The organism is Bacillus sp. S3, assembly GCF_005154805.1.
Taxonomy (GTDB): domain Bacteria; phylum Bacillota; class Bacilli; order Bacillales; family Cytobacillaceae; genus Neobacillus.
The window spans coordinates 2,329,434-2,349,372 of the sequence record NZ_CP039727.1 but is presented as its reverse complement, the minus strand read 5'-3'; the positions used below and the strand labels follow the sequence as shown (position 1 = coordinate 2,349,372).

Below are 19,939 nucleotides of genomic sequence, written 5' to 3'. Positions count from 1 at the left end.
TCTCTAGTAGCGCACTTTATTTTTCAATAGCTGTTTTTCTAATAAACGAATCAATAAAAACAGGACAATGCCCAGTAACGAAAGCAGGAAAATGGCGGCAAAAACGGCGTCTGCTTGCAAGTTCCCTGACATTCGTCTGCTGAAATAGCCTAAACCCTCACTCGCGCCCAGCCATTCTCCGATGGTTGCCCCTACAACACAATACACCACTGACATTTTTAACCCGGACAAAATCGACGGCAAAGCCATTGGCAGCTGAATTTTTTTAAAAATAACCCAGCGATTTGCCCCCATTGTCAGCAGTAATTCCCGGTATTCCCTTCCCCCCGCCTTCAGCCCATCATATGTACTAACGACGATTGGAAAAATAGCGATTAAAATGGTTACGGCGATTTTACTCCAAATCGAATAACCGAACCACATGATGAAAATCGGTGAAATCGCAATCAGCGGAATGGTCTGAGAAATGACGAGGAACGGATACAGCACTTTTTCTAATGCCCGCGAAAAATGCATCCCGACGCCAAGCAGGAGGCCACCCGTTAATGAAATTCCAAATCCAATGACAACCTCTTTAAGAGTGGCCGGTAAATGCTCCTCCAATAAGAGCTGACGGTTTTCTACAAGAGCCGCCCCAATTGCCGAGGGAGCAGGCAAGATAAAGGATGGAACCATACCTTTCCTTACCGCTAACTCCCAGGCGCTCAATATCAAGATGGATACAAGTAGAAATAATCCATAATCCCCTACCCACTTTTTCCAATTACTTTTCATTTTGAATCAGCCGCTCCAGTTCTTTTCTCAACATGATCAACTCAGATTGATAAATTATTTCCGCATTTCTTGGCCGCGGCAGGCTAACTTTAAATTCATGTAACGTTTCTTGCCCCAGCAAATAAATACGGTCACTAAGCAGAATCGCCTCCTCTAGGTCATGGGTAATAAACAGTACCGTTTTTTGTAATTCCCCCCACAGTCCAAGCAGCCAGCTGTGCATCGTTCGTTTCGTCAACGAATCGAGTGCCCCGAACGGTTCATCTAACAATAAGAGATCTTTGCCTGTCATGAGTGTCCTCAAAAAAGCAGCCCGCTGCCTCATCCCGCCGGAAAGCTCATCCGGATAGGCCTGCTCCACCGCCGCCAAGCCAAAGCGTTCCAGCCATTCGCGAATCTCAGGCATTCTTTGCTGTTTATTTTCCTTCGCTATTTCCAGCGGCAGGAAACAATTGTCTAACACCGATCTCCACGGTATAAGCAAATCCTTTTGCGGCATATATCCCACCTTGCCTAATCTGTTTCCGGGATTTTCACCATGAATCCTGATTTCCCCTGCACCAGGCTCTATCAATCCGGCAATTAATTTAAACAGCGTGCTTTTTCCTGATCCGCTCGCGCCTATAACCGAAACAAATTCGCCCGGTTTCACTTTCAATGATATTTTTTGAAAAATCGGCCTCGCGGGATCAAATGCATATGTAAGTTCGTCGATGGCTAACATAGTTGCGTCAGACAGGCCAATCCTCTCCTTCGTAAACCATATTCCAAAACATGTATTCAAAGCGGGAGGTCGTCAGGAAATGTTCTTCCAAGAGAACTAATTCGCGGGCTGACTTGCCATCTGTCAACTGATCTAATAACTCTATCAGCCAGACGGCCAACGAACCAAATTCATCTGACGTATACATTTTTATCCAATCACCATACAAAGGATGCGCGCTAGCTTGGGGGTATTTATCTGCTAGCATTTTGCTAATCTCCCAATAGCTCCACATACACGGCAGAAGTGCTGAGATTAATTCCTCAAGCGATCCGTTCTGCGCGACATTTAGCATATACCGTGTATAGGCTAAGTTGGTGGGTGTTGGTTTTGTTTCTTCCAGCTCATTACGAGTAATTCCGAATCTTGTCGCATACCCACGGTGCAATTCCATTTCGCCATGCAGTGTCTCATGAAGCAGTTTTGCAAAAACAGCCATCGTGTCGAGGTCCCTCGCCTTGACTGCCCCTAAAGCAAAAAGCTTGGAATAATCGATTAAAAACACATAATCCTGTTTCATATAACGGATGAATGATTCCACAGGCAGGTCGCCCGTGCCGATTCCGTCCACAAAAGGATGGAGATGGGTCTGTTCCCATATTTCTTTTACGCTTTCATAAAGTTGCTGTGAAAATTTCATTTTAATCCCCCATTTCATGCTTTAGTTTTTAAAAGACTGTCCCGCTAAGGTCCAGACTTTCTTTCTTAAGAAAACAGTTAATATCACAAATCCGAGCAGTGCCCCGGCAAATGAGCTAAAAATAAATAATGGAATAAATCCAAATAAGGTTGCTTCTTTACCGAGCAACAGGGTTGCCAGTGGATAACAAAGAATCGCACCGATAATCCCCGTTCCAATTACTTCCCCAATAAAGGCTAAATAGATTTTTCTAGTTTTGTAAAATAACAGGGATGCGAGCAAAGCACCCGCCATACTACCGGGAAAGGCAAAAACGGAACCCGTTCCCATGAGATTTCTTAACAAAGAGATACAAAAGGCCTGTGCTACGGCGTAATAGGGGCCTAAAAGAACCGCTGATAAAACGTTCAAAAAATGCTGCATCGGAAAAACCTTGGTAAATCCAATCGGAATCGCTACTAGGTTACTAGATAGGGTGCCGATCGCAATCATCATCGCTGTCAGTGTCAATTTATACGTTTTGTTCATTTCTTTTTGCCTCCTCGATTGTATTTTTTAATGCCATGGCTGCTGCTATAGGCGAATCTGCCTGACTTATGGCGGTAATCACCGAAACTCCATCTGCCCCTGCCTCAATAACAGGACTGGCATTTTCAGCGATGATGCCGCCGATTCCAACGATCGGTACGGTGATTCCATTTTTTCTCAGAGTTTCTATCAGGCTGGTTCCTTTCGATGGCTTTGCATCTTCCTTAGTTCTCGTTGGATAAATTGGTCCGATTCCAAAATAATCTGCCCCATCCCTATGTGCCGTCATCGCTTCTTCTGTCGTATGGACGGATACCCCGAGGATTTTGCCGCCAATCTTTTCCCTCACTGCTTTCACCGGCTCATCCTCCTGCCCAATATGAACACCGTCTGCCCCAATCTCGAGTGCGAGCTCGATATCATCATTGACAATGAAGGGAATCTGGTTCTCCTGACAAATCGCTTGAAGTTCTTTTGCCAGGGTATATTTTGCGGAATCTGTTAAGGCTCCTTTTCCCTTTTCACGGAATTGAAATAGGGTGATCCCGCCTGCAATTGCTTCTTCTAAGACCTCCTTTGGGTCCTTCAAACAATTCGGACTGCCCATAATAAAATAAACGCTTAATTCGTCTTTTAAATGAATCATAGCCTAGCCATCTCCTTTCCCCTCTTTTGAAAGGCCCAGTGGTTCGTCGGACCATGACCGTGGCCGATGGCAATACCATCTTCAATCGCTGCTTGAATGAAATCCTTTGCAGTTAAAACGGCATTATAGATGGTGGAGCCTTTCGCTAATTCCGCCGTTATAACCGCAGAGAAGGTACATCCCGTTCCATGTGTATTTTTTGTCTGAATGCGCTTACTTGTAAAGTAGTGGAATTCGTTCCCGTCAAATAATAAATCGGTAGATTCAGATTCATTCTCATCATGACCGCCCTTGATCACGACATTTTTTGCACCTAACTCGCAAAGTTTTACAGCGGCTTCCCGTTTATCCAGGGGGGATCGAATGGACATCCCTGTCAAAACCTCTGCTTCCGGAATATTCGGTGTAATCACTGCAGCAAGGGGTAGTAAATGGTTTTTCATAGCCGAAACCGCCTCTTCCTGTAATAGAGAGGCTCCGCCTTTCGCAATCATCACAGGGTCGACCACCACGTTGTTCCAATGATAGTTTTTGAGATTCATTGAAACGGCTTCAATGATTTCTGCACTAAAAAGCATGCCCGTTTTTACTGCATCCGTTCCGATATCGTCTCCAATTGCTTGAATTTGTTCGACAACTGCTTTTGCCGTCATCGGATAGACTGCGTGAACCCCTAATGTATTTTGCGCCGTAACAGCCGTTAATGCAGACATACCGAAAACCTCTAATTCCTGAAACGTTTTCAAATCAGCCTGAATTCCTGCACCGCCGCCACTATCTGAACCCGCAATGGTTAATGCCCTTTTCATCCTACAATCCTCCGTTCCATTTTTTAAAAGAAGCATGTACATCCAATTCCTCAGGGGAAACCAACGATAATTGATTTAAAAATTCTATTTGAAAGCTGCCCGGCCCGAGCTCGGCTGTTTGATTCGCAGCCTTTTCTGCTGCAACACCATAACAGGTTAATGCAGCGACCGAAGCTTGGATGAGATCCTTTTCCACTCCGGCAAATGCACCAATCACCGAAGTTAACAGGCAGCCTGTACCGGTTACTTTTGTCAAAATCGGATGTCCATTTGAGATGATATACGTTGTTGTTCCGTCAGTAACGACATCCTCCTTTCCAGTTATGACAACCACACACTGTAAAATTTCAGCAGCTTGGATGGCAAGCTCTGTAATATTCCCTTTAGCCATTCCTCCATCAACGCCCTTTATCTCCCACTTTTCACCTACGACATTGGCGATTTCGGCTGCATTTCCTCTAATTACGGCGACCTTGACTTCCTTCATCACACGGTGCGCCGTTTCCGTTCGGTACGGAGTTGCACCAGCTCCAACTGGGTCAAAAATTACTGGAACCCCATGCACATTGGCTGCTTTACCGGCTGCGATCATCGCCTCGACCGTTTGCGCGTTTAATGTGCCAATATTCAGAACTAGTGAACTCGCAATCTTCGCCATATCAGCTGCCTCTTCGATTGCATTCGCCATGACCGGTGAAGCGCCAAGGGCAAGCAATCCATTGGCTGTGAAATTCGTTACCACGACATTCGTGATATTATGGACAAGCGGGTTCACCTCTCTAACTTTTTCTAATATTTGACCAAGTCTGTTGTTCTCCAAATCCCATCGCTCCTATTCTTTTTAAACATAAAAAAACCAGATCCATAATAGGACCTGGTTAGTTAGAAAGAGATAAAATATAGATTTCACTCGACTACTTTCCTACGCTGGTATTACCCAGATCAGGTCCGAAGGGTTAAAAACGTTATCGTTTTCTCTCAGCCTGATTAACAGGGCACCCCTAGTAGATAAATCGCTTATTAAATTATGTTCATAGTAACTCTAATTACCATCGAAGTAAAGAAAATTGTTCCAGTTTATTTAACTTTCTACTCTTTACCGCCACTTGCCAATTCCATCAGTTCTTTAAGCTCATTGGTAAAACCCTTTATAGCCCGGTCGCCAAGGACCGTTACGGGAACTCCGAGGAAGCCGTATTTCTCTACTTCCTTTTGATAAGCTGGGCTGTCAGCAACATTCCTTACTTCAAAAGCAATCCCTTCGTTGGTAAGTACCTGTTTAACCATCATACATTCAATACAATCATTCGTGGTATAGACGATAATCTGCTCGTTCTTCATATGTAGTTCCTCCTTTGTTCTGTTTTTACAAAAACTCCGTTTATTCTTGATTTCCCGTCAAAAAACCTCGAGAAATGTCTGTTCATGCGCTTTCCCAAGGAATATTTCCTAACATTAAACACCAAATTCACTAATTGGTAAACCTCGATTATAAAATGGACAGCCCATTTCTACCATTATCGTTATATTCGTTTATGCTTGTCCATTATTTTAGCATAATATATTTCTTGTTATAAACCTAAGGAAAAAAATAACCAATTAAAATACATGACTCTTTTATAGAAAAGCCAAGGCTTCCAACAGCCTCGGCTTAAAGTTTTTGCTTATCAACTTAAAGTGCATCAATAGATTAGTTATGGTGCCTGACACCGTTTTACTATTTTTTCCATATAAGTCAGGATTTCTTTTTGGGTGTCGGGGCGGCTGAGGGCGAGGTCGAGGGTTGCTTTGATGTAGCCGATTTTGTCGCCGATGTCGTAGCGGGTTCCGTTGAAGGTGCAGGCAAGGACGGCCTGCATTTTATTTAGCTCGTTTATGGCATCAGTTAGTTGTAATTCGTTACCCTGTCCAAATGGAAGCCGCTCCAAGATTGTAAAAATCTCTGGGTTTAAAATATAGCGCCCCATGACGGCTAATGTTGACGGGGCTTCTTCCGGTTTTGGTTTTTCTATTAATGATTCAATTGAATAGATATTCGGCTCCCTCATCACACCTTTTGGCTTAATGATGCCATATTTATTCACATCCAATTTCGGAACGTTCTGAATGGCGACGATCGAATTATTATAATACTCAAATACATTCATCAGCTGCTTCAAGCAGGGAACATCCGATATCACCATATCATCGCCAAGCATAACCGCAAATGGTTCATTGCCAACAATATTTTTAGCACAAAGAATGGCATCGCCAAGTCCATTAGGTTCCTTTTGGCGGACATAATAAACTTTCGCTAAACTGGATATTTGTTGAATTTTCTCTAGGTCCACTATTTTATTCTTTTTAAATAGAGTATCCTCGAGCTCATAGGATTTATCGAAGTGATCCTCGATTGACCGCTTTCCCCTGCCGGTTATGATAATGATTTCCTCAATCCCCGACGCTACAGCCTCTTCGACAATATATTGAATGGTTGGTTTATCAACAATTGGAATCATTTCCTTTGGCACTGCTTTCGTTGCAGGTAAAAAACGAGTCCCGAGGCCTGCAGCTGGAATAATGGCCTTTCGGATTTTCATAAAATACCTCCCTTCAAGTTAATTTTCATTAGCATGGAATGGCTGGTATACCTTTTTTAAAAATCTTTCCATCAATTTCGGCAGAATCGTTTTGCGTCTCGTTACCAACGTAGTAACAATTGCCTTTTTCTCCTCACGCGAAACCATCCAGTCATCAGGGATAAGCGAGACAATTTCCTCCATTAAAAGAATCGGCATCGTTTGAATCAACTTAAGGTGGTCAGTAAATCTTTGCTCATTATCAATAAACCCCGCCATTAATTGGTGTGTCGCGCTTTTCAACACTTCCACCGGCAAATTTTCTAAATCAGCATGCAGCCAATTATAGGTTCCGAAAATCTCGGCTTGATCAATCATCCATAACTGATACTCATCGCTCTCTCTTTCTCGCAAAAGAATATTTTTGCGGGTACGGTCCCGATTACACAACCAATAATCCAGCATAACGATTCCTGCTAGGGTCTGATGATTAACAATATTGGCTACTTCGGAAACTTGATGACCGTTAAGGCAATCAGGAATGTACAATGAGGCGAATTGATACCGGGTTGATTGTACTTTGGCAAGCTCAGGAACTAGCGAAGTAAATTCCTCGGAGATATCCACTATCCTGGCAAATGGTACTGGTAGTCCCAAGTATCGTGCCAAGCAATAGCCCACCCATTCATTGGGCAATGTTTTTTCAAAGCCAGGCTGAAAAAATTTAACCACATAGTCCTTGCCATCATTAAAAGTGATTAAATGAGCATTTGATTTGCCTTCCAGTTTTTTTTGATAGGCAACGGGTGTCATCATGTTGCATCCACCTCGCCAGCCGCACCATTATTCAGGTGGATGATATTTTTTATCAAATCAATATAATCATTCGCCACAGCTTGAATGGAAAAATATTGCTGCACACGGTCGATGGCTGCCTGTGACATTTGTTGATGTTTGACGGGATCATCAAGGATTTCATATAACTGCTTGACCGCATCCTCGACATTTTGTCCTCGGTAAAGCAGCCCCGTCTCACCCTCTTCAACCAATTCAGTTACTGGCATCATTCTGGAAGCCACAACAGGCACACCGCAGATCATCGATTCAATAAAAGTATTTCCAAATGATTCAGATTTGGTTGTCGCAAGTGTGCAGCCTCCGGATTGGCGGATTTTCGCATATACATGCGGCATTTGCTGGTAGGGGATAACCGGAAACCATTTGATGATGTCAGTGAGTCCTTCCTCTTGCCAGGCGGCTTTAAATTCTTCGCGCTGGACACTTTGAGCTCCGCCAATAATCCATATTTCAATATCGCTGCGTTCACTTTTCATCACTTTTGCCACTTCAAGCAGCATCGGCCAGTTTTTACGTTTGTCCAATCTACCGATCCAGCCAATTATTTTTTTACCTTTCGGCAGTGTTGGAGCACTGTCGAAATCGATTTCCTCGGTGGATAGCGAACGGAAAAAAGTGGTATCCACCCCGTTGTAGATGACATGGATGGGAATATCATTTGTCAAAATAGACACCAATCGTTTTTGATACTGTGAAGGAACAACGATTAATTCTGGCCGTATTCCTTTAAATGACTTAAGGTGGGGCATGAGCTTAATCAGCTCTGGGGTCCTTGCTTCGACAATAACCGGACCCTTATACTTGGCTTTTCGGATCCATTTATAGGCTGCACCTGTGTCGACCACAATGATGGCGTCATATGCGTTTTTTTTGATAATGGTAATAATCTCTTGCTCATCCTTTGTTAAATATACTTGTGCGACATCCTGCATAATATGAAGTCCGCCGTGATCTGTCGTATATAAAAATTCAGTTTCTATACCATGCTGTTTAAAATAAATCGAGCGGTTTCTCCATCCGGCATTTACCCCGCCAACAGTGAGGAGCCGCCAGATTACTAATACCTTCATTTAGCTTTCTCCTTAATTTTTTTGGGGCCTCCTCTTTTTTTATTAGCCATGCATAGTCTTCTGCTATTTCAATTAACTATGACGGCGTTTCCTGTTCTTATGACCGCCTCTATCAGCATGGCCGCGGTATTTTTCTCCTTCAAAACGTTTTCTGTCATGGTGTTTATCATGGTCGTGGCGGCTTTCTCCAGAGTATCGCTTACCTTCCTTACGATATTTATCCCAATCTTTGTCACGTTTCCGATTCCATTCAGGGTTTAGTGCTTTCTCGCGGGAATCCCAGTACTTATCAATTTTTTCCATGACAGCATCCGGATCTTTTCCACGTGCAAGCATAGTTTTGACCCATTCTTCTTTAAATACCTTGTGGACCAAGCCCTGCAGCTGAAGCACATATTTTTCTTCATCTTCTGTTGTTAACAATTGTTGACTCAAATTCTTTAATGCTTTTTTATCAGGTTTTTCCGGTAGTAATAGTTGGGTGATTTGCTGTGAAATCTCTTCCATTCGGATATAGTGGAGCCATTCCGCATAAACTTCGGGAGCCATTTCTTGAACGTACGATAAAAAGATTGCTTTATTTTCTTCCCCTAGTGAAGTTAGTAATTTCCGCGGATACGGATAAACACGGTCACGCCAAACGGTTCTCGCTACATCAATTACCTTCAGGCTGCCATCTGGCTGCAGGTAAATTTGCCGTTTGTGATGGTCAATCCGCTCATAACCAATCTTTTTAAATGTAATTAGCATCTCTAGTAATTTGGCAGAAAGTGCTTCCGTAAGTGGCTGCGATTGTAAATATTCGCGAATATCCACCCCTCTAACAATATCCATCGCGATATAAAGCGGACCTTTTGCATGTATTTTAGGAAATAGATTGGTTTCCTGACCAAGCGATAGGGCATAGTGTTCGCGTTCGCAATCCTCTTCATTGCCGAATACTTTCACACAAACATCCTCAGAAACCTGGAAGACCGCCCCTTGCCGCCCCTTCCCTAGCATGACTAATGGTGAGTTGTTCACCACTTCTACATCCGCATTCACTACATTTTGAACTTTAATTTCTTTTAACCAGTTATTTAATTGTTTACTATCCACATTTCTCCTCCTTGCATGGTATAAAAATTTTAACGCAGTCGCTTACAGATGTTTTGCCTGTGGCGAACCTCCTTTTATCTTTTATTCCCTGCCAGCTTGATTTTGTGAAGCTTGTCTAACAAAATGGGTTTCTAAAACTGCATAAATAAAAAGTCAAAGCTTTGTTGCCTAATATAGTTAATTCAAATAGGAGGGAAAATGTTAAGGCAAGAGTCTAAAAAAACAAAAAATGGACAAAAGAAACAGCCAAAAAAACCCCTGCAAATCAGCGGAGGTTCAGACGGGTTAACATAATATAATTATATAATTTTGGTGCCTGACACCTATCTCATCATTGCCCCTGTGAGAAAGGTTAAAAATACGTGGGTGCCGAGTTTTACGGTTGGCTGGACGGCGGTGTCTTTTTGCGGGTCGAGGCAGACGATGTCCATTGCGCCCACTTTGGGGTGTTTGGCAGCTGTTAGTACTCCTTCCAGCAGTTCTGCTGTTGTCATGCCTCCCGGTGTTGATGCCGGTACCCCCGGTGCATAGGCAATATCGAGTACATCCATATCAACGGTTAAATAAATCGTATCCACCCTTGCCGACAATTCTTCTAAACTGCGGCGGACTGTTTCTTCTATGCCTGCCCGCCTTGCATTGCGAAGCGTAATATAGTTGACGCCTTTTTCATCAGCATACTGCTTTAAATCCTTCGTATTGAAAAACCCATGTAAACCAATGTTGTACATATCGGATCCTTTGACAACTCCGCTTTCAATCAGGTTCCGCATTGGTGTACCGTTAGATGGTCCATTATCCGACAGATCCCGTAAATCAAAATGGGTATCAAACTGGATAATCCCAATTTTCTCGTCTGGTCGTGCCTGATGCATCCCTTTAATCATCATCGCTGTAATCGAGTGATCGCCGCCAATGGCACACACTTTTGACTCCGGGAAGTGGCCGCGGAGTGCCGCTGAAGCTTGAATAATATTGTCATGGCAGCGGCGGATATCCGTGACGTGCATCGGCACGTCACCTGCATCGATCGCTTTCCTTGACGATAAATCCACATCCTCATCTAAATTGTACGTAGTAAACCCCTTCCAAGCACGGCGGAAGGCGTCGGGAAATTCCGAAGCGCCAGATGCACTAATAGATGAACGGGAAAGCGGGACGCCGACCATGACAAAGTCGGCATCCTTGCTTTTTTCTGCATCAGATTCGTCAGTTAGCGGCTGAATCCATTCGTGGACCTTGGAAATTACCGCCCCGCCCTCAGGCCTTATCCATGTAAAAGCTGGCGGAATCAATTTAGGATAGAGAAAGCTCTTCATTAACTAACTGACCTCCTCTAACAACTACCCGGCCATTTTTCACCACTGTATCGGTATGGTTAACCCCATAAGAGTATTGAAGCTTCATATAATTCTCGATGTTAAAAATCGTCACATCGCCTTTTTTTCCAACTTCTAAACTGCCAATTTCATGGCCGCGATTAATCGCATGGGCCGCATTGATTGTAGTGGCTGTAATCACTTCAGCCGGCATCATCCCCATTTTTAGACAACCAAGATTCATAATAAATGGCAGGGAAACGGTTGGTGACGAGCCAGGGTTACAATCAGTAGACAGGGCAACAGGCACCCCTAAATCGACCATTTTCCGGCCATTTGCCGACTCTGCCATTAAAAAGTAAGCTGTTCCCGGAAGCAATACTCCGACCACTCCCTTTTCGGCCATCGCCTTCATTCCTTTTTCCGACGCCTTAAGTAAATGGTCTGCAGAAATGGCGCCTACTTCCGCTGCAAGCTCTGCGCCTTCGTATGGCTCAATCTCGTCAGCGTGAATCTTTGGAATTAATCCATGACGCTTTCCTGCTTCCAAAATCACCCTTGACTGCTCCGGTGTAAACACGCCATGCTCACAAAATACATCATTAAAATCCGCAAGGCCAAGCTCCGCCACCTTGGGAATCATTTCTTCCACGAGCACGCGTACGAACTCGTCGGGATTTTCTTTATATTCCTTTGGCACCGCATGTGCCCCCATAAAGGTAGAAACCACATCAATGACATGCATTTCATTTAACTGCTTCGCAACTTCAAGCTGCTTCAGTTCGGTTTCCCATTCCATTCCGTAGCCGCTTTTTGCTTCAACCGTTGTGACTCCGTGGCGCAGAAACTGATTTAACCGCCCAAAGCTTGCTTGAAAAAGTTCTTCATGTGTCGCAGCCTGAGTCGCCCTTGTTGTTGCATGGATGCCCCCGCCCGCGTTCATGATTTCCATGTACGTTGCACCCTGGAGACGCATATTGAATTCATTTTCCCTGCTTCCGGCGAACACTACATGTGTATGGGGATCAACAAGACCTGGCGTCACAAGCTTGCCGCTTGCATCCACCACTTCTGCTTCACCAAGACGATCAGCATATTTTTCGAACAGTTCTTCATCCTTACCGACTGCCTGAATCACACCGTCCTCAATCCACACACTGCCGTCCTCAATAATTCCTAGCTCAGACATCGCTTCCCTTACAAGGGGAGCGTGCGAACTCCCCTGTAAGGTAACGAGCTGAGAAGCATTTCTGATAAAAATGGCTTTACTCAATTCCAACATCCTCTCAGTCTATTAATCTTGTTGCAACATTGGCATGTGGATGCCTTTTTCTTTCGCTGTCTTAATGGCAAGTTCATAACCTGCATCCGCATGACGGACGACGCCCATACCAGGGTCTGTTGTTAACACGCGCTGCAAGCGGACTTCTGCATCCTTCGTGCCATCCGCAACAATAACCATTCCTGAATGCTGGGAATAACCCATGCCAACACCACCGCCATGATGAAGCGAAATCCAGCTTGCCCCGCCAACAGCATTGATCATTGCATTTAAGATTGGCCAGTCAGAAACCGCATCACTGCCGTCCTTCATCGCTTCTGTTTCACGATTAGGAGAAGCGACAGAACCTGCATCTAAGTGGTCACGGCCAATCACGATTGGTGCAGAAACTTCACCAGACGCAACCATATCATTAATCACTTTACCGAAGCGGGCACGATCGCCATAACCCAACCAGCAAATCCGGGCAGGAAGTCCTTGGAAAGCAATTCTTTCCTGCGCCATTCTAACCCACTTGCACAGATGCTCATCATCTTTAAACTCGCGAAGTAAGGCTTCGTCAATTTTTCGAATATCTTCCGGATCACCGGATAGTGCTGCCCAGCGGAACGGGCCTTTACCTTCGCAGAACAATGGACGAATATAAGCTGGAACAAATCCAGGGAAATCAAAGGCATTTTCCACGCCCTCATCCTTTGCTACTTGGCGGATGTTGTTACCGTAATCAAAGGTAACGGCTCCTTTTTCTTGCATTTTAAGCATAGCTTTCACATGTGTTGCCATACTTTGTTTAGAAAGCCCAACATACTTTGTTGGATCTGCTTTCCTTAATACAGCAGCCTCCTCTAAAGAATAGCCAACCGGAACATAGCCGTTAAGCGGATCGTGGGCAGATGTTTGGTCTGTTAACACATCCGGGTTGAACCCTTTTTCAATCATTAATGGTAAAATTTCTGCCGCATTTCCAAGTAAACCAATCGAAAGTGCTTTACCGGCAGTCTTCGCTTCATGAGCCAATCTTAATGCTTCCTCAAGGTCCTTTGTTTTCACATCAAGGTATCTCGTTTCAATCCGGCGGTCAATTCTCGTTTCATCTACTTCGATAGCGATACAGACACCATCATTCATCGTGACGGCCAGTGGCTGTGCACCGCCCATGCCTCCAAGACCTGCCGTTAATGTGATCGTATGTTTTAGGGAACCTCCATAATCCTGACGAGCAAGCTCAGCGAATGTTTCATACGTGCCTTGAACAATTCCTTGGCTGCCGATATAAATCCAGCTCCCGGCTGTCATTTGGCCGTACATCATCAACCCTTTTTTATCAAGCTCATGGAAATGCTCCCAATTCGCCCATGCAGGGACAAGGTTGGAGTTCGCCAATAATACGCGAGGCGCATCTTTGTGTGATTTCCAGACAACAACCGGCTTCCCGGATTGGATTAACAATGTCTCATCCTCTTCTAACTCTAAAAGCGTTTTCACAATCGCGTCATAAGATTCCCAGTTTCGCGCAGCCTTCCCGATTCCACCGTAAACCACTAAATCCTCGGGTCTTTCCGCAACCTCTTGGTCAAGATTGTTCATCAACATACGTAAAGCCGCCTCTTGAATCCAGCCCTTTGCATGCAATTCCGTTCCTTTATAGTTCTTAATGATCCGCTTATTCGTTGTCTTCGTTTCCATTGATTTCACTCCCTATTTATGATTCTACTACTATTATAAAAATCCAATTTTCTGAAAAATACGGATGAATAATTAGAAAGAGGATAATTTTTCTATGTAGAAGAACATTTTTTCTAGGACTAATCACCAATAAACGATAATATTTTTATAAAATGATAATTTTTATAGAAATTAAGGAAACTGTTTCACTAAACAGTTCCCTTCTCATTTATCATCCAATCCGGTTTTTGCATGCGGAAATCACGGGGAGACATCCCGATTAGTTCCCGAAACATTCTGCTAAAATAATTGGCATTTTGATAACCTGATAAAATGGAAATCTCTTTAATCGGCTTTCTTGTTTCAATCAATAATCGCTTTGCTTCTTTCATTCGTATGCCGGCCAAGAGTTCGGTGAAACTATATCCGGTTTTCGTTATTAGCAGATGACTGAAGTAAGCGGGATTTCGGTCCACATACTGCGCCACATCTTCGAGCCTAAGACTGCTTTTGGAAAAATTAGCCTTCATATACGACATTCCGAGCTCAATTGGATCTTGTTTCATTTGCTGCATAGAGTTTTCTGCACCAACAAATATTTTTTGAATAAATAAAATAAGATTTTGTACGGTTCGATACAGAACGGTATCATATAAGATTGAGTTAAAAATCGTTCGATAATCCTGTTCAAGGCTGGGGTCATCATTCAGCTTATATGTCTTCATAAATCTTCTGACCTGAGCCAATATGCTCGTTAACCTGATTCTGACTAAGCCTGGATCCGGATAGGGATGCTGTAATTGAAGAAATTCATCATATAGCCACTTTTTAATTTTTTCGATGTTTAGATTTGCAAGAATATCGACCCACTCTCTTTGTTCCGGTGGAGTCAGAAAGGGATCGATATGCCCCCAATTAGGTGAATATTCGAATTCGACTACTTGCCGGTACCCTTTGTAGTAGGTGAACTCCAGCATTTTCCGCGTTTGCAGGTATTCCTGGTTCAGTGTCATTGCCGCCGAATTCCCTTTGTGGACAACAATCGCCAAGTGCTCAGAAAATTCTTCTTCCCATTTTCTCATCGCTTTCTGACATTGTTCCGTCATATTGTGACAAGCCCCATTGAATAATAACACGACCATATCACTTAAGGCGAAAACACCCCTGCTGTCAGTAAACGGATATTCCATGATAAACGAATAGAGTGTTGGCAGCATGCCGATACTTTCTGTCTGAAAAGCAGCTATTTTAACATTTCCAGATGTAGCTTCCTGCGGGAGGAATAATGCCTCATATGAAATATCTTTATGTGAATGTGGATGGTGCATACCAGTTGTATGAAATTTCGTGTCCAGTCTTCTTAAAGCCTTTTGAAAGGCCGATTTAACCTTTGTTGACGAAAATGGTTTGATCATTAAATCCAATGCCTGCATATCAATTGCCAGGCGTGCTTTTTCAAAGGTGGCTTCTGCACTTGTTAAAAGTAAGACAGGATCATAGATCTGCATGAGGTCGCGGAAGCCTGCCCACTCATCCTTACTGATCATGTCCAGCTCCAATAGAACAATGTCGGGGGGTTCATTTTCAAATAAAACAATAAATTCCTTGTAGTTCGATGCTAAAAAAATATCCGAAACGGGAATTGATGATGTTTTTAATAACCATTTTAACCCTTCCCGCTCATTCAGATCCCGATCGGCGATCAGCCACTTTCCTTCCATAAACCAGTCATCCCCCTTCACCACAATTATACATAAAATCCGCCAGAAGCACGATACGAATGGTATCGATGGTTATGGTTAACGATAATAAAAAAGAATAAGGAGTGAGCCCGATGCGAAAAATCATTCTATTCGCCTTTATGATGGTGGTATTATTCCCTCTCGAAACTGCTTTTACAAAAACTCACGATTGGAACGAACCCATCAGGGGCATCTATGTAAATGCCGCCAACACAAAGGGTCCACAGTTTGATAAGCTGCTTAGTCTTGTAAACCAAACGGATTTAAATGCGATGGTAATTGATATTAAGGACGACCACGGCCATCTAACCTTCACGCCATCGAAACATTCACCATATTTCGCTTCTAGTCATCCTTATATCACAAATCCAAAAGGTCTGATGGAAACGTTAAAGAAAAATCAGATCTACCCGATTGCAAGGATGGTTGTTTTTAAAGATAATGTCTTAGCTAATTCTCACCCAGGCTGGTCATTTACGACAAATAAAGGCCTATGGCGGAATTCCCATGGGGATTCATTTACCAACCCCTTTCATAGGGAAGTATGGGATTACAATCTCGGGATGGCCATCGAAGCAGTAAAACTCGGATTTAAAGAAATTCAATTTGATTATGTCAGATTTCCTGAAAAATTCGAGTCGATTGAGGGCCCGCTCCACTACACAGGAAAAAGCCGGGGCAATCGTGTTGCTGCCGTTTCTGGATTCGTTAAATATGCAAGCGAAAAGTTGAAGCCTTACGGTGTTAAGGTGTCTGTTGATACATTTGGAAATGCGACCGTAATTCCGGAAGCGAGCGGGATAGGACAAAATTTTTCAGAAATCGCCAAACATGTTGATGTGATTTCTTCAATGATTTATCCCAGCCATTGGTCAGCAAGTTTCGGAATCCCAAAGCCTGATTTGGAACCGTACCGGCTTGTCGAAGAATATGCCAAGGTTGAAAATACTCGCTTGAAGAAATTAGCCGCACCACCTACATCGAGGCCGTGGCTCCAAGATTTTACGGCAGCATGGCTTGGCAAAGGAAATTACAAAGTGTATGGCAAACGGGAAATTGAAGATCAAATTCGCGCGCTCCATGCACAAGGGATCAATGAATTTTTACTCTGGAATGCCGCCAACGACTATACAGCGGACGTGGACTATACACCTTTTTAAATTAGATAAAGGACAAATCCTCATGGATTCGTCCTTTTTCTGAATCTGTATTATGATTGTAATTTTGGTCTTGTAAACATAATCCCTAAACCTAAACCGAAGATAATCGCAAGAAAATGGGTCGCCCCAGTGGAAAGAGCAAGGAAGTTGATAATCCCCTCATAGCTATTCGCCGCTTTTGTTAAAATCCGTTGAAAAAACGGTTTATAAACAAGGAAATAAGGTATAAGAACCAATGGAACCGCAAGCCAATTTCGGCCAATTAATACTTTCGTCATCAGAAAATACATGACGGCAAAAAGAATCGCAAATCCGTAGACCAATACATTGATATACTGAAGAGCTCGACCTGGCTGATCAAAAAAAGCCAAAATAGATAGGTAAATAATCCAAAAAAGTCCCATTAATATAGCAAGAACTTGTGTCTTGACAACAAACCTCATAAACCAATCTCCCTTTATTCCCTAAAAAATCATACCGTTACCTTACTTAAAGAAAAGGACAAGACAGGATCTAAAAAATCCAGCTTGTCCTTCTTTATCATTCTTATCAGCCTACGTTTAGGCCAAAGTCTGTTGCGATGCGTGCAAGTCCGCCTTGATAGCCAGAGCCCACAGCTGAGAACTTCCATTCACCGTTGTGGCGGTATAATTCCCCAACGATGATCGCAGTTTCAATGGAGAAATCCTCCCCTAAATCGTAACGGATAATTTCTTGATTTGTCTCTTCATTTACGATCCGGCAGAAGGCATTTGAAACTTGTCCAAAGTTCTGACCGCGTGATTCTGCATCATGAATGGTAATGACAAATGAAATTCTCTCCACACCAGCAGGAACAGCTGATAAATTTACTTTTACTAGCTCATCATCGCCGTCCCCTTCTCCTGTACGGTTATCCCCAGTATGTACAACGGAACCATTTCCGCCTTCAAGTTGATTATAGAATACAAAATCCTTTTCAGAGCCACATTTACCATTCGCACCTAAAAGAAAGATACTTGCATCTAAATCGAAATCATTCCCGCCATCGTAACGGTTAGTATCCCAGCCAAGACCTACAACAACCTTAGATAAACCAGGATTTGTTTTCGTTAAATCTACCTTTTGACCTTTAGATAATGAAATTGCCATACTAACACCCTTCCGCAAGTTTTTTATGTACCTTCTTCAAGTGTACAAAATTAAGCTTTGTTTTACCACTATTATCAATTATTCCGCAAAAAATTGGGTAAATTAAGAAAGACAAACCCCCAAAGCGAGGGTTGTGCTATAATGAACTGTCAGCGAACGGATTCACCGTTTATTTTAAGCAGGGAGCGATACTATATATGATAAAAATTGAAATACCCAATCCAGATGTCGTGATTACGAAAAATCGACAAGTAGGAGAAAAAGTGGAAGCGCCACTTAGCAGTGAATATGGTTTTACTGATTACAATAAAATTCCCCGTGACAAAGGCGGAATTATTCTTTTTTTTAACTCTAGTGATGAATTGCTTTTTGTAGGCAAAGCAAGAAAATTAAGACCTCGCGTGAAGCGCCATTTTGAAGATACCGTATCACCAATTAAAAACCATCGCGATGAAGTATATAAAATTGCGGTTTTCGTAGTGGACGAACCAATGGAAAGAGAAATCTACGAAACCTATATGATTAATACTCTCCAAGCAAAGTACAATACCGACAAAGTATTTTACAAATAATCATTTTTCATTGAAAAGAGCCGGTAACAGAAAACCCGCTCTTTTTTTGTCTATGTTATCCTTGTCTGTTGATTTGCGCTCCAGGCGCTTCGCTTTCCGCGGGCGTGCCGGGGAGCCTCCTCGGCCCCGTACTCCCGCAGGAGTCTCGCGCCTTCCGCTCCAATCTACATTGCTAAGCATTTTTATTACACAGCTTTTTATTTATTAACTTATATTTCCATATTTCAAGATCATTTCTTTTTCAATATGGCTGGCTCTAATGCCAAACTGCGGGGTTAATCGCCCTATTTTTTCACCTAATAAAATCTTGATCGCCAAATAGGGAAGATTAATACCTGATAGACAGCTGACGTGCATTCCCCCGCTCATCCGCGGATTGATTTCGAGCAGTTTCGGAACACCGTTGTTGTACTTAACCTGGATATTGAACACATACGGTAATTTATATTCCTGATGGAACCTGTGTGCCTGCTGAATGAGTTCAAAACTTTCCACCAGCTCCCGCACCCGTCCATCCCCTTTCATCCGCGGGATTGCAGCAAATAATTCATCCTGAGAAGAAACGCAGTCAATGCTAAACTCTCTGCCTTCTAAAAACTCTAACACCATTAAGTCAGGAAACGTGTCCTGCTGGCTTAAAATCTCGCATGCGTAATGATAAGGAATCCGATAGCCAATACCCTGTTGAAAAAGCTGCGGTATGGACTCAATCTGATCTTTAATCACCCGAAACCCATTTGCCCCTTCACCAATTACAGGTTTAAAGCAAACTTCATGGCCTTTATCCTTAAGCGATTGATAAGCCTGTTTAAAATCTTCTATGTTATTGACGACATAATAGTCAGGAATCGAAAAAATCGGATCACTTTTCGACAATGATTGATAGGCGGCGGCTTTATTATCCAGCATTTCCATGAGGCAAGCATCAGGGCAAACAAGGACCTTCACACCCAGATTCTCAAAATCTTTCAGCCGTTTCGAAATCAGAACATTTTCTTTCCGGGGTATGAAAATATTGACCCCGTGTTTCTGGCAAAAATCAAGACAAAACTCAATGTATTCATCCCCAGAGATGTCGGGCTCGACGAAGGCGTAATCACAATTTTGTAAATAAAGGGCATCTTTATTTGGATGTGTTCCATAGATGATAAATTTCCGATGATCTTCGTTGTTTCGAATCATATCGATATAATGCGAAACGGTGGTAAACCACCGATTAAACCAAATCTTCATGTGTATCCTCTTTCATGTTGTAGTTAGACCTTTTCCATTATGTACGAACTAGAGGTATTTTATAATCAAAAAGCGATAATATTGTTAAGAA

General features: G+C 43.0%; 21 protein-coding genes and 1 riboswitch. Of the genes, 2 read left to right on the top strand and 19 right to left on the bottom strand.

Translation table 11 applies throughout. From position 1 onward, the window contains the following. Positions 1-3: 3 nt before the first annotated feature. The 16 genes from FAY30_RS11290 to FAY30_RS11215 all read right to left on the bottom strand — a co-directional run bounded on the left by FAY30_RS11290 (position 4) and on the right by FAY30_RS11215 (position 15,731). Positions 4-774 carry an ABC transporter permease gene (locus FAY30_RS11290; RefSeq protein ID WP_149869979.1) on the bottom strand — a complete coding sequence of 257 codons (771 nt, stop codon included), beginning with the start codon at positions 772-774 and terminating at the stop codon, positions 4-6. After that, positions 764-1,558, bottom strand: a complete 795-nt coding sequence (locus tag FAY30_RS11285; RefSeq protein ID WP_223820943.1) for an ABC transporter ATP-binding protein — start codon at positions 1,556-1,558, stop codon at positions 764-766. The genes FAY30_RS11290 and FAY30_RS11285 overlap by 11 nt, the downstream gene beginning before the upstream one ends. Then, entirely contained in the window at positions 1,506-2,177 is a 672-nt protein-coding gene (gene tenA, locus FAY30_RS11280) for a thiaminase II (protein WP_149869978.1), read from the bottom strand. The genes FAY30_RS11285 and tenA overlap by 53 nt, the downstream gene beginning before the upstream one ends. 21 nt (positions 2,178-2,198) lie before the next feature. Beyond that, a complete protein-coding gene (thiW, locus tag FAY30_RS11275; protein ID WP_149869977.1) occupies positions 2,199-2,705 on the bottom strand; it encodes an energy coupling factor transporter S component ThiW in 507 nt (168 codons plus the stop codon). After that, positions 2,689-3,351, bottom strand: coding sequence for a thiamine phosphate synthase (gene thiE, locus FAY30_RS11270; RefSeq protein WP_149869976.1), 663 nt, complete (start codon positions 3,349-3,351; stop codon positions 2,689-2,691). The genes thiW and thiE overlap by 17 nt, the downstream gene beginning before the upstream one ends. Next, a complete protein-coding gene (gene thiD / locus FAY30_RS11265) occupies positions 3,348-4,160 on the bottom strand; it encodes a bifunctional hydroxymethylpyrimidine kinase/phosphomethylpyrimidine kinase (RefSeq protein WP_149869975.1) in 813 nt (270 codons plus the stop codon). The genes thiE and thiD overlap by 4 nt, the downstream gene beginning before the upstream one ends. 1 nt (position 4,161) lies before the next feature. Then, positions 4,162-4,980, bottom strand: coding sequence for a hydroxyethylthiazole kinase (gene thiM / locus FAY30_RS11260; protein WP_149869974.1), 819 nt, complete (start codon positions 4,978-4,980; stop codon positions 4,162-4,164). A gap of 82 nt (positions 4,981-5,062) precedes the next feature. Beyond that, positions 5,063-5,173: riboswitch (TPP riboswitch) on the bottom strand. 76 nt (positions 5,174-5,249) lie between these two features. Next, entirely contained in the window at positions 5,250-5,501 is a 252-nt protein-coding gene (locus tag FAY30_RS11255) for a glutaredoxin family protein (protein WP_149869973.1), read from the bottom strand. 353 nt (positions 5,502-5,854) lie between these two features. Next, complete coding sequence (gene galU / locus FAY30_RS11250; protein ID WP_149869972.1) at positions 5,855-6,739, bottom strand: UTP--glucose-1-phosphate uridylyltransferase GalU; 885 nt, start codon at positions 6,737-6,739, stop codon at positions 5,855-5,857. Between the two features lie 18 nt (positions 6,740-6,757). Then, the gene (locus FAY30_RS11245; protein WP_149869971.1) at positions 6,758-7,534 is read right to left on the bottom strand and encodes a HipA family kinase; all 777 of its coding nucleotides are present in this window, start codon (positions 7,532-7,534) and stop codon (positions 6,758-6,760) included. After that, on the bottom strand, positions 7,531-8,646 hold the full coding sequence (locus tag FAY30_RS11240; RefSeq protein ID WP_149869970.1) for a glycosyltransferase family 4 protein: 1,116 nt from the start codon (positions 8,644-8,646) through the stop codon (positions 7,531-7,533). The genes FAY30_RS11245 and FAY30_RS11240 overlap by 4 nt, the downstream gene beginning before the upstream one ends. 72 nt (positions 8,647-8,718) lie before the next feature. Beyond that, complete coding sequence (locus tag FAY30_RS11235) at positions 8,719-9,744, bottom strand: serine/threonine-protein kinase (RefSeq protein WP_149869969.1); 1,026 nt, start codon at positions 9,742-9,744, stop codon at positions 8,719-8,721. A gap of 323 nt (positions 9,745-10,067) precedes the next feature. After that, entirely contained in the window at positions 10,068-11,063 is a 996-nt protein-coding gene (locus tag FAY30_RS11230; RefSeq protein ID WP_149869968.1) for an agmatinase family protein, read from the bottom strand. Next, positions 11,041-12,345 carry an imidazolonepropionase gene (gene hutI / locus FAY30_RS11225; protein WP_190284879.1) on the bottom strand — a complete coding sequence of 435 codons (1,305 nt, stop codon included), beginning with the start codon at positions 12,343-12,345 and terminating at the stop codon, positions 11,041-11,043. Before hutI ends, FAY30_RS11230 begins: the two co-directional genes overlap by 23 nt. A gap of 12 nt (positions 12,346-12,357) precedes the next feature. Beyond that, the gene (hutU, locus tag FAY30_RS11220) at positions 12,358-14,031 is read right to left on the bottom strand and encodes a urocanate hydratase (protein WP_149869966.1); all 1,674 of its coding nucleotides are present in this window, start codon (positions 14,029-14,031) and stop codon (positions 12,358-12,360) included. Between the two features lie 188 nt (positions 14,032-14,219). Beyond that, positions 14,220-15,731 carry a helix-turn-helix domain-containing protein gene (locus FAY30_RS11215; RefSeq protein ID WP_149869965.1) on the bottom strand — a complete coding sequence of 504 codons (1,512 nt, stop codon included), beginning with the start codon at positions 15,729-15,731 and terminating at the stop codon, positions 14,220-14,222. A gap of 140 nt (positions 15,732-15,871) precedes the next feature. On the opposite strand from FAY30_RS11215, the gene FAY30_RS11210 reads away from it, so the two are divergent. Further along, positions 15,872-16,912 carry a putative glycoside hydrolase gene (locus FAY30_RS11210; protein ID WP_411675492.1) on the top strand — a complete coding sequence of 347 codons (1,041 nt, stop codon included), beginning with the start codon at positions 15,872-15,874 and terminating at the stop codon, positions 16,910-16,912. Between the two features lie 50 nt (positions 16,913-16,962). Here the strand turns inward: FAY30_RS11210 and FAY30_RS11205 are convergent, their stop codons facing one another. Next, the gene (locus FAY30_RS11205; RefSeq protein ID WP_149869963.1) at positions 16,963-17,355 is read right to left on the bottom strand and encodes a hypothetical protein; all 393 of its coding nucleotides are present in this window, start codon (positions 17,353-17,355) and stop codon (positions 16,963-16,965) included. A gap of 106 nt (positions 17,356-17,461) precedes the next feature. Beyond that, entirely contained in the window at positions 17,462-18,043 is a 582-nt protein-coding gene (locus FAY30_RS11200; RefSeq protein ID WP_149869962.1) for a TerD family protein, read from the bottom strand. A 197-nt stretch (positions 18,044-18,240) separates the two neighbouring features. On the opposite strand from FAY30_RS11200, the gene FAY30_RS11195 reads away from it, so the two are divergent. Then, the gene (locus FAY30_RS11195; RefSeq protein WP_149869961.1) at positions 18,241-18,615 is read left to right on the top strand and encodes a nucleotide excision repair endonuclease; all 375 of its coding nucleotides are present in this window, start codon (positions 18,241-18,243) and stop codon (positions 18,613-18,615) included. 204 nt (positions 18,616-18,819) lie between these two features. Here FAY30_RS11195 and FAY30_RS11190 read toward each other — a convergent pair whose 3' ends face one another. Further along, positions 18,820-19,848, bottom strand: a complete 1,029-nt coding sequence (locus tag FAY30_RS11190; RefSeq protein ID WP_149869960.1) for an ATP-grasp domain-containing protein — start codon at positions 19,846-19,848, stop codon at positions 18,820-18,822. Positions 19,849-19,939: the final 91 nt, after the last annotated feature.

Bases quoted from the DNA above. Each gene is read 5' to 3' on its own strand.
- FAY30_RS11190 (WP_149869960.1), bottom strand. From the start codon at position 19,848: ATGAAGATTTGGTTTAATCGGTGGTTTACCACCGTTTCGCATTATATC.
- FAY30_RS11240 (WP_149869970.1), bottom strand. From the start codon at position 8,646: ATGAAGGTATTAGTAATCTGGCGGCTCCTCACTGTTGGCGGGGTAAAT.
- thiW (WP_149869977.1), bottom strand. From the start codon at position 2,705: ATGAACAAAACGTATAAATTGACACTGACAGCGATGATGATTGCGATC.
- FAY30_RS11245 (WP_149869971.1), bottom strand. From the start codon at position 7,534: ATGATGACACCCGTTGCCTATCAAAAAAAACTGGAAGGCAAATCAAAT.
- hutI (WP_190284879.1), bottom strand. From the start codon at position 12,345: ATGTTGGAATTGAGTAAAGCCATTTTTATCAGAAATGCTTCTCAGCTC.
- FAY30_RS11210 (WP_411675492.1), top strand. From the start codon at position 15,872: ATGATGGTGGTATTATTCCCTCTCGAAACTGCTTTTACAAAAACTCAC.
- FAY30_RS11195 (WP_149869961.1), top strand. From the start codon at position 18,241: ATGATAAAAATTGAAATACCCAATCCAGATGTCGTGATTACGAAAAAT.
- FAY30_RS11215 (WP_149869965.1), bottom strand. From the start codon at position 15,731: ATGGAAGGAAAGTGGCTGATCGCCGATCGGGATCTGAATGAGCGGGAA.
- hutU (WP_149869966.1), bottom strand. From the start codon at position 14,031: ATGGAAACGAAGACAACGAATAAGCGGATCATTAAGAACTATAAAGGA.
- galU (WP_149869972.1), bottom strand. From the start codon at position 6,739: ATGAAAATCCGAAAGGCCATTATTCCAGCTGCAGGCCTCGGGACTCGT.
- FAY30_RS11200 (WP_149869962.1), bottom strand. From the start codon at position 18,043: ATGGCAATTTCATTATCTAAAGGTCAAAAGGTAGATTTAACGAAAACA.
- tenA (WP_149869978.1), bottom strand. From the start codon at position 2,177: ATGAAATTTTCACAGCAACTTTATGAAAGCGTAAAAGAAATATGGGAA.
- FAY30_RS11230 (WP_149869968.1), bottom strand. From the start codon at position 11,063: ATGAAGAGCTTTCTCTATCCTAAATTGATTCCGCCAGCTTTTACATGG.
- FAY30_RS11255 (WP_149869973.1), bottom strand. From the start codon at position 5,501: ATGAAGAACGAGCAGATTATCGTCTATACCACGAATGATTGTATTGAA.
- thiE (WP_149869976.1), bottom strand. From the start codon at position 3,351: ATGATTCATTTAAAAGACGAATTAAGCGTTTATTTTATTATGGGCAGT.
- FAY30_RS11205 (WP_149869963.1), bottom strand. From the start codon at position 17,355: ATGAGGTTTGTTGTCAAGACACAAGTTCTTGCTATATTAATGGGACTT.
- thiD (WP_149869975.1), bottom strand. From the start codon at position 4,160: ATGAAAAGGGCATTAACCATTGCGGGTTCAGATAGTGGCGGCGGTGCA.
- FAY30_RS11290 (WP_149869979.1), bottom strand. From the start codon at position 774: ATGAAAAGTAATTGGAAAAAGTGGGTAGGGGATTATGGATTATTTCTA.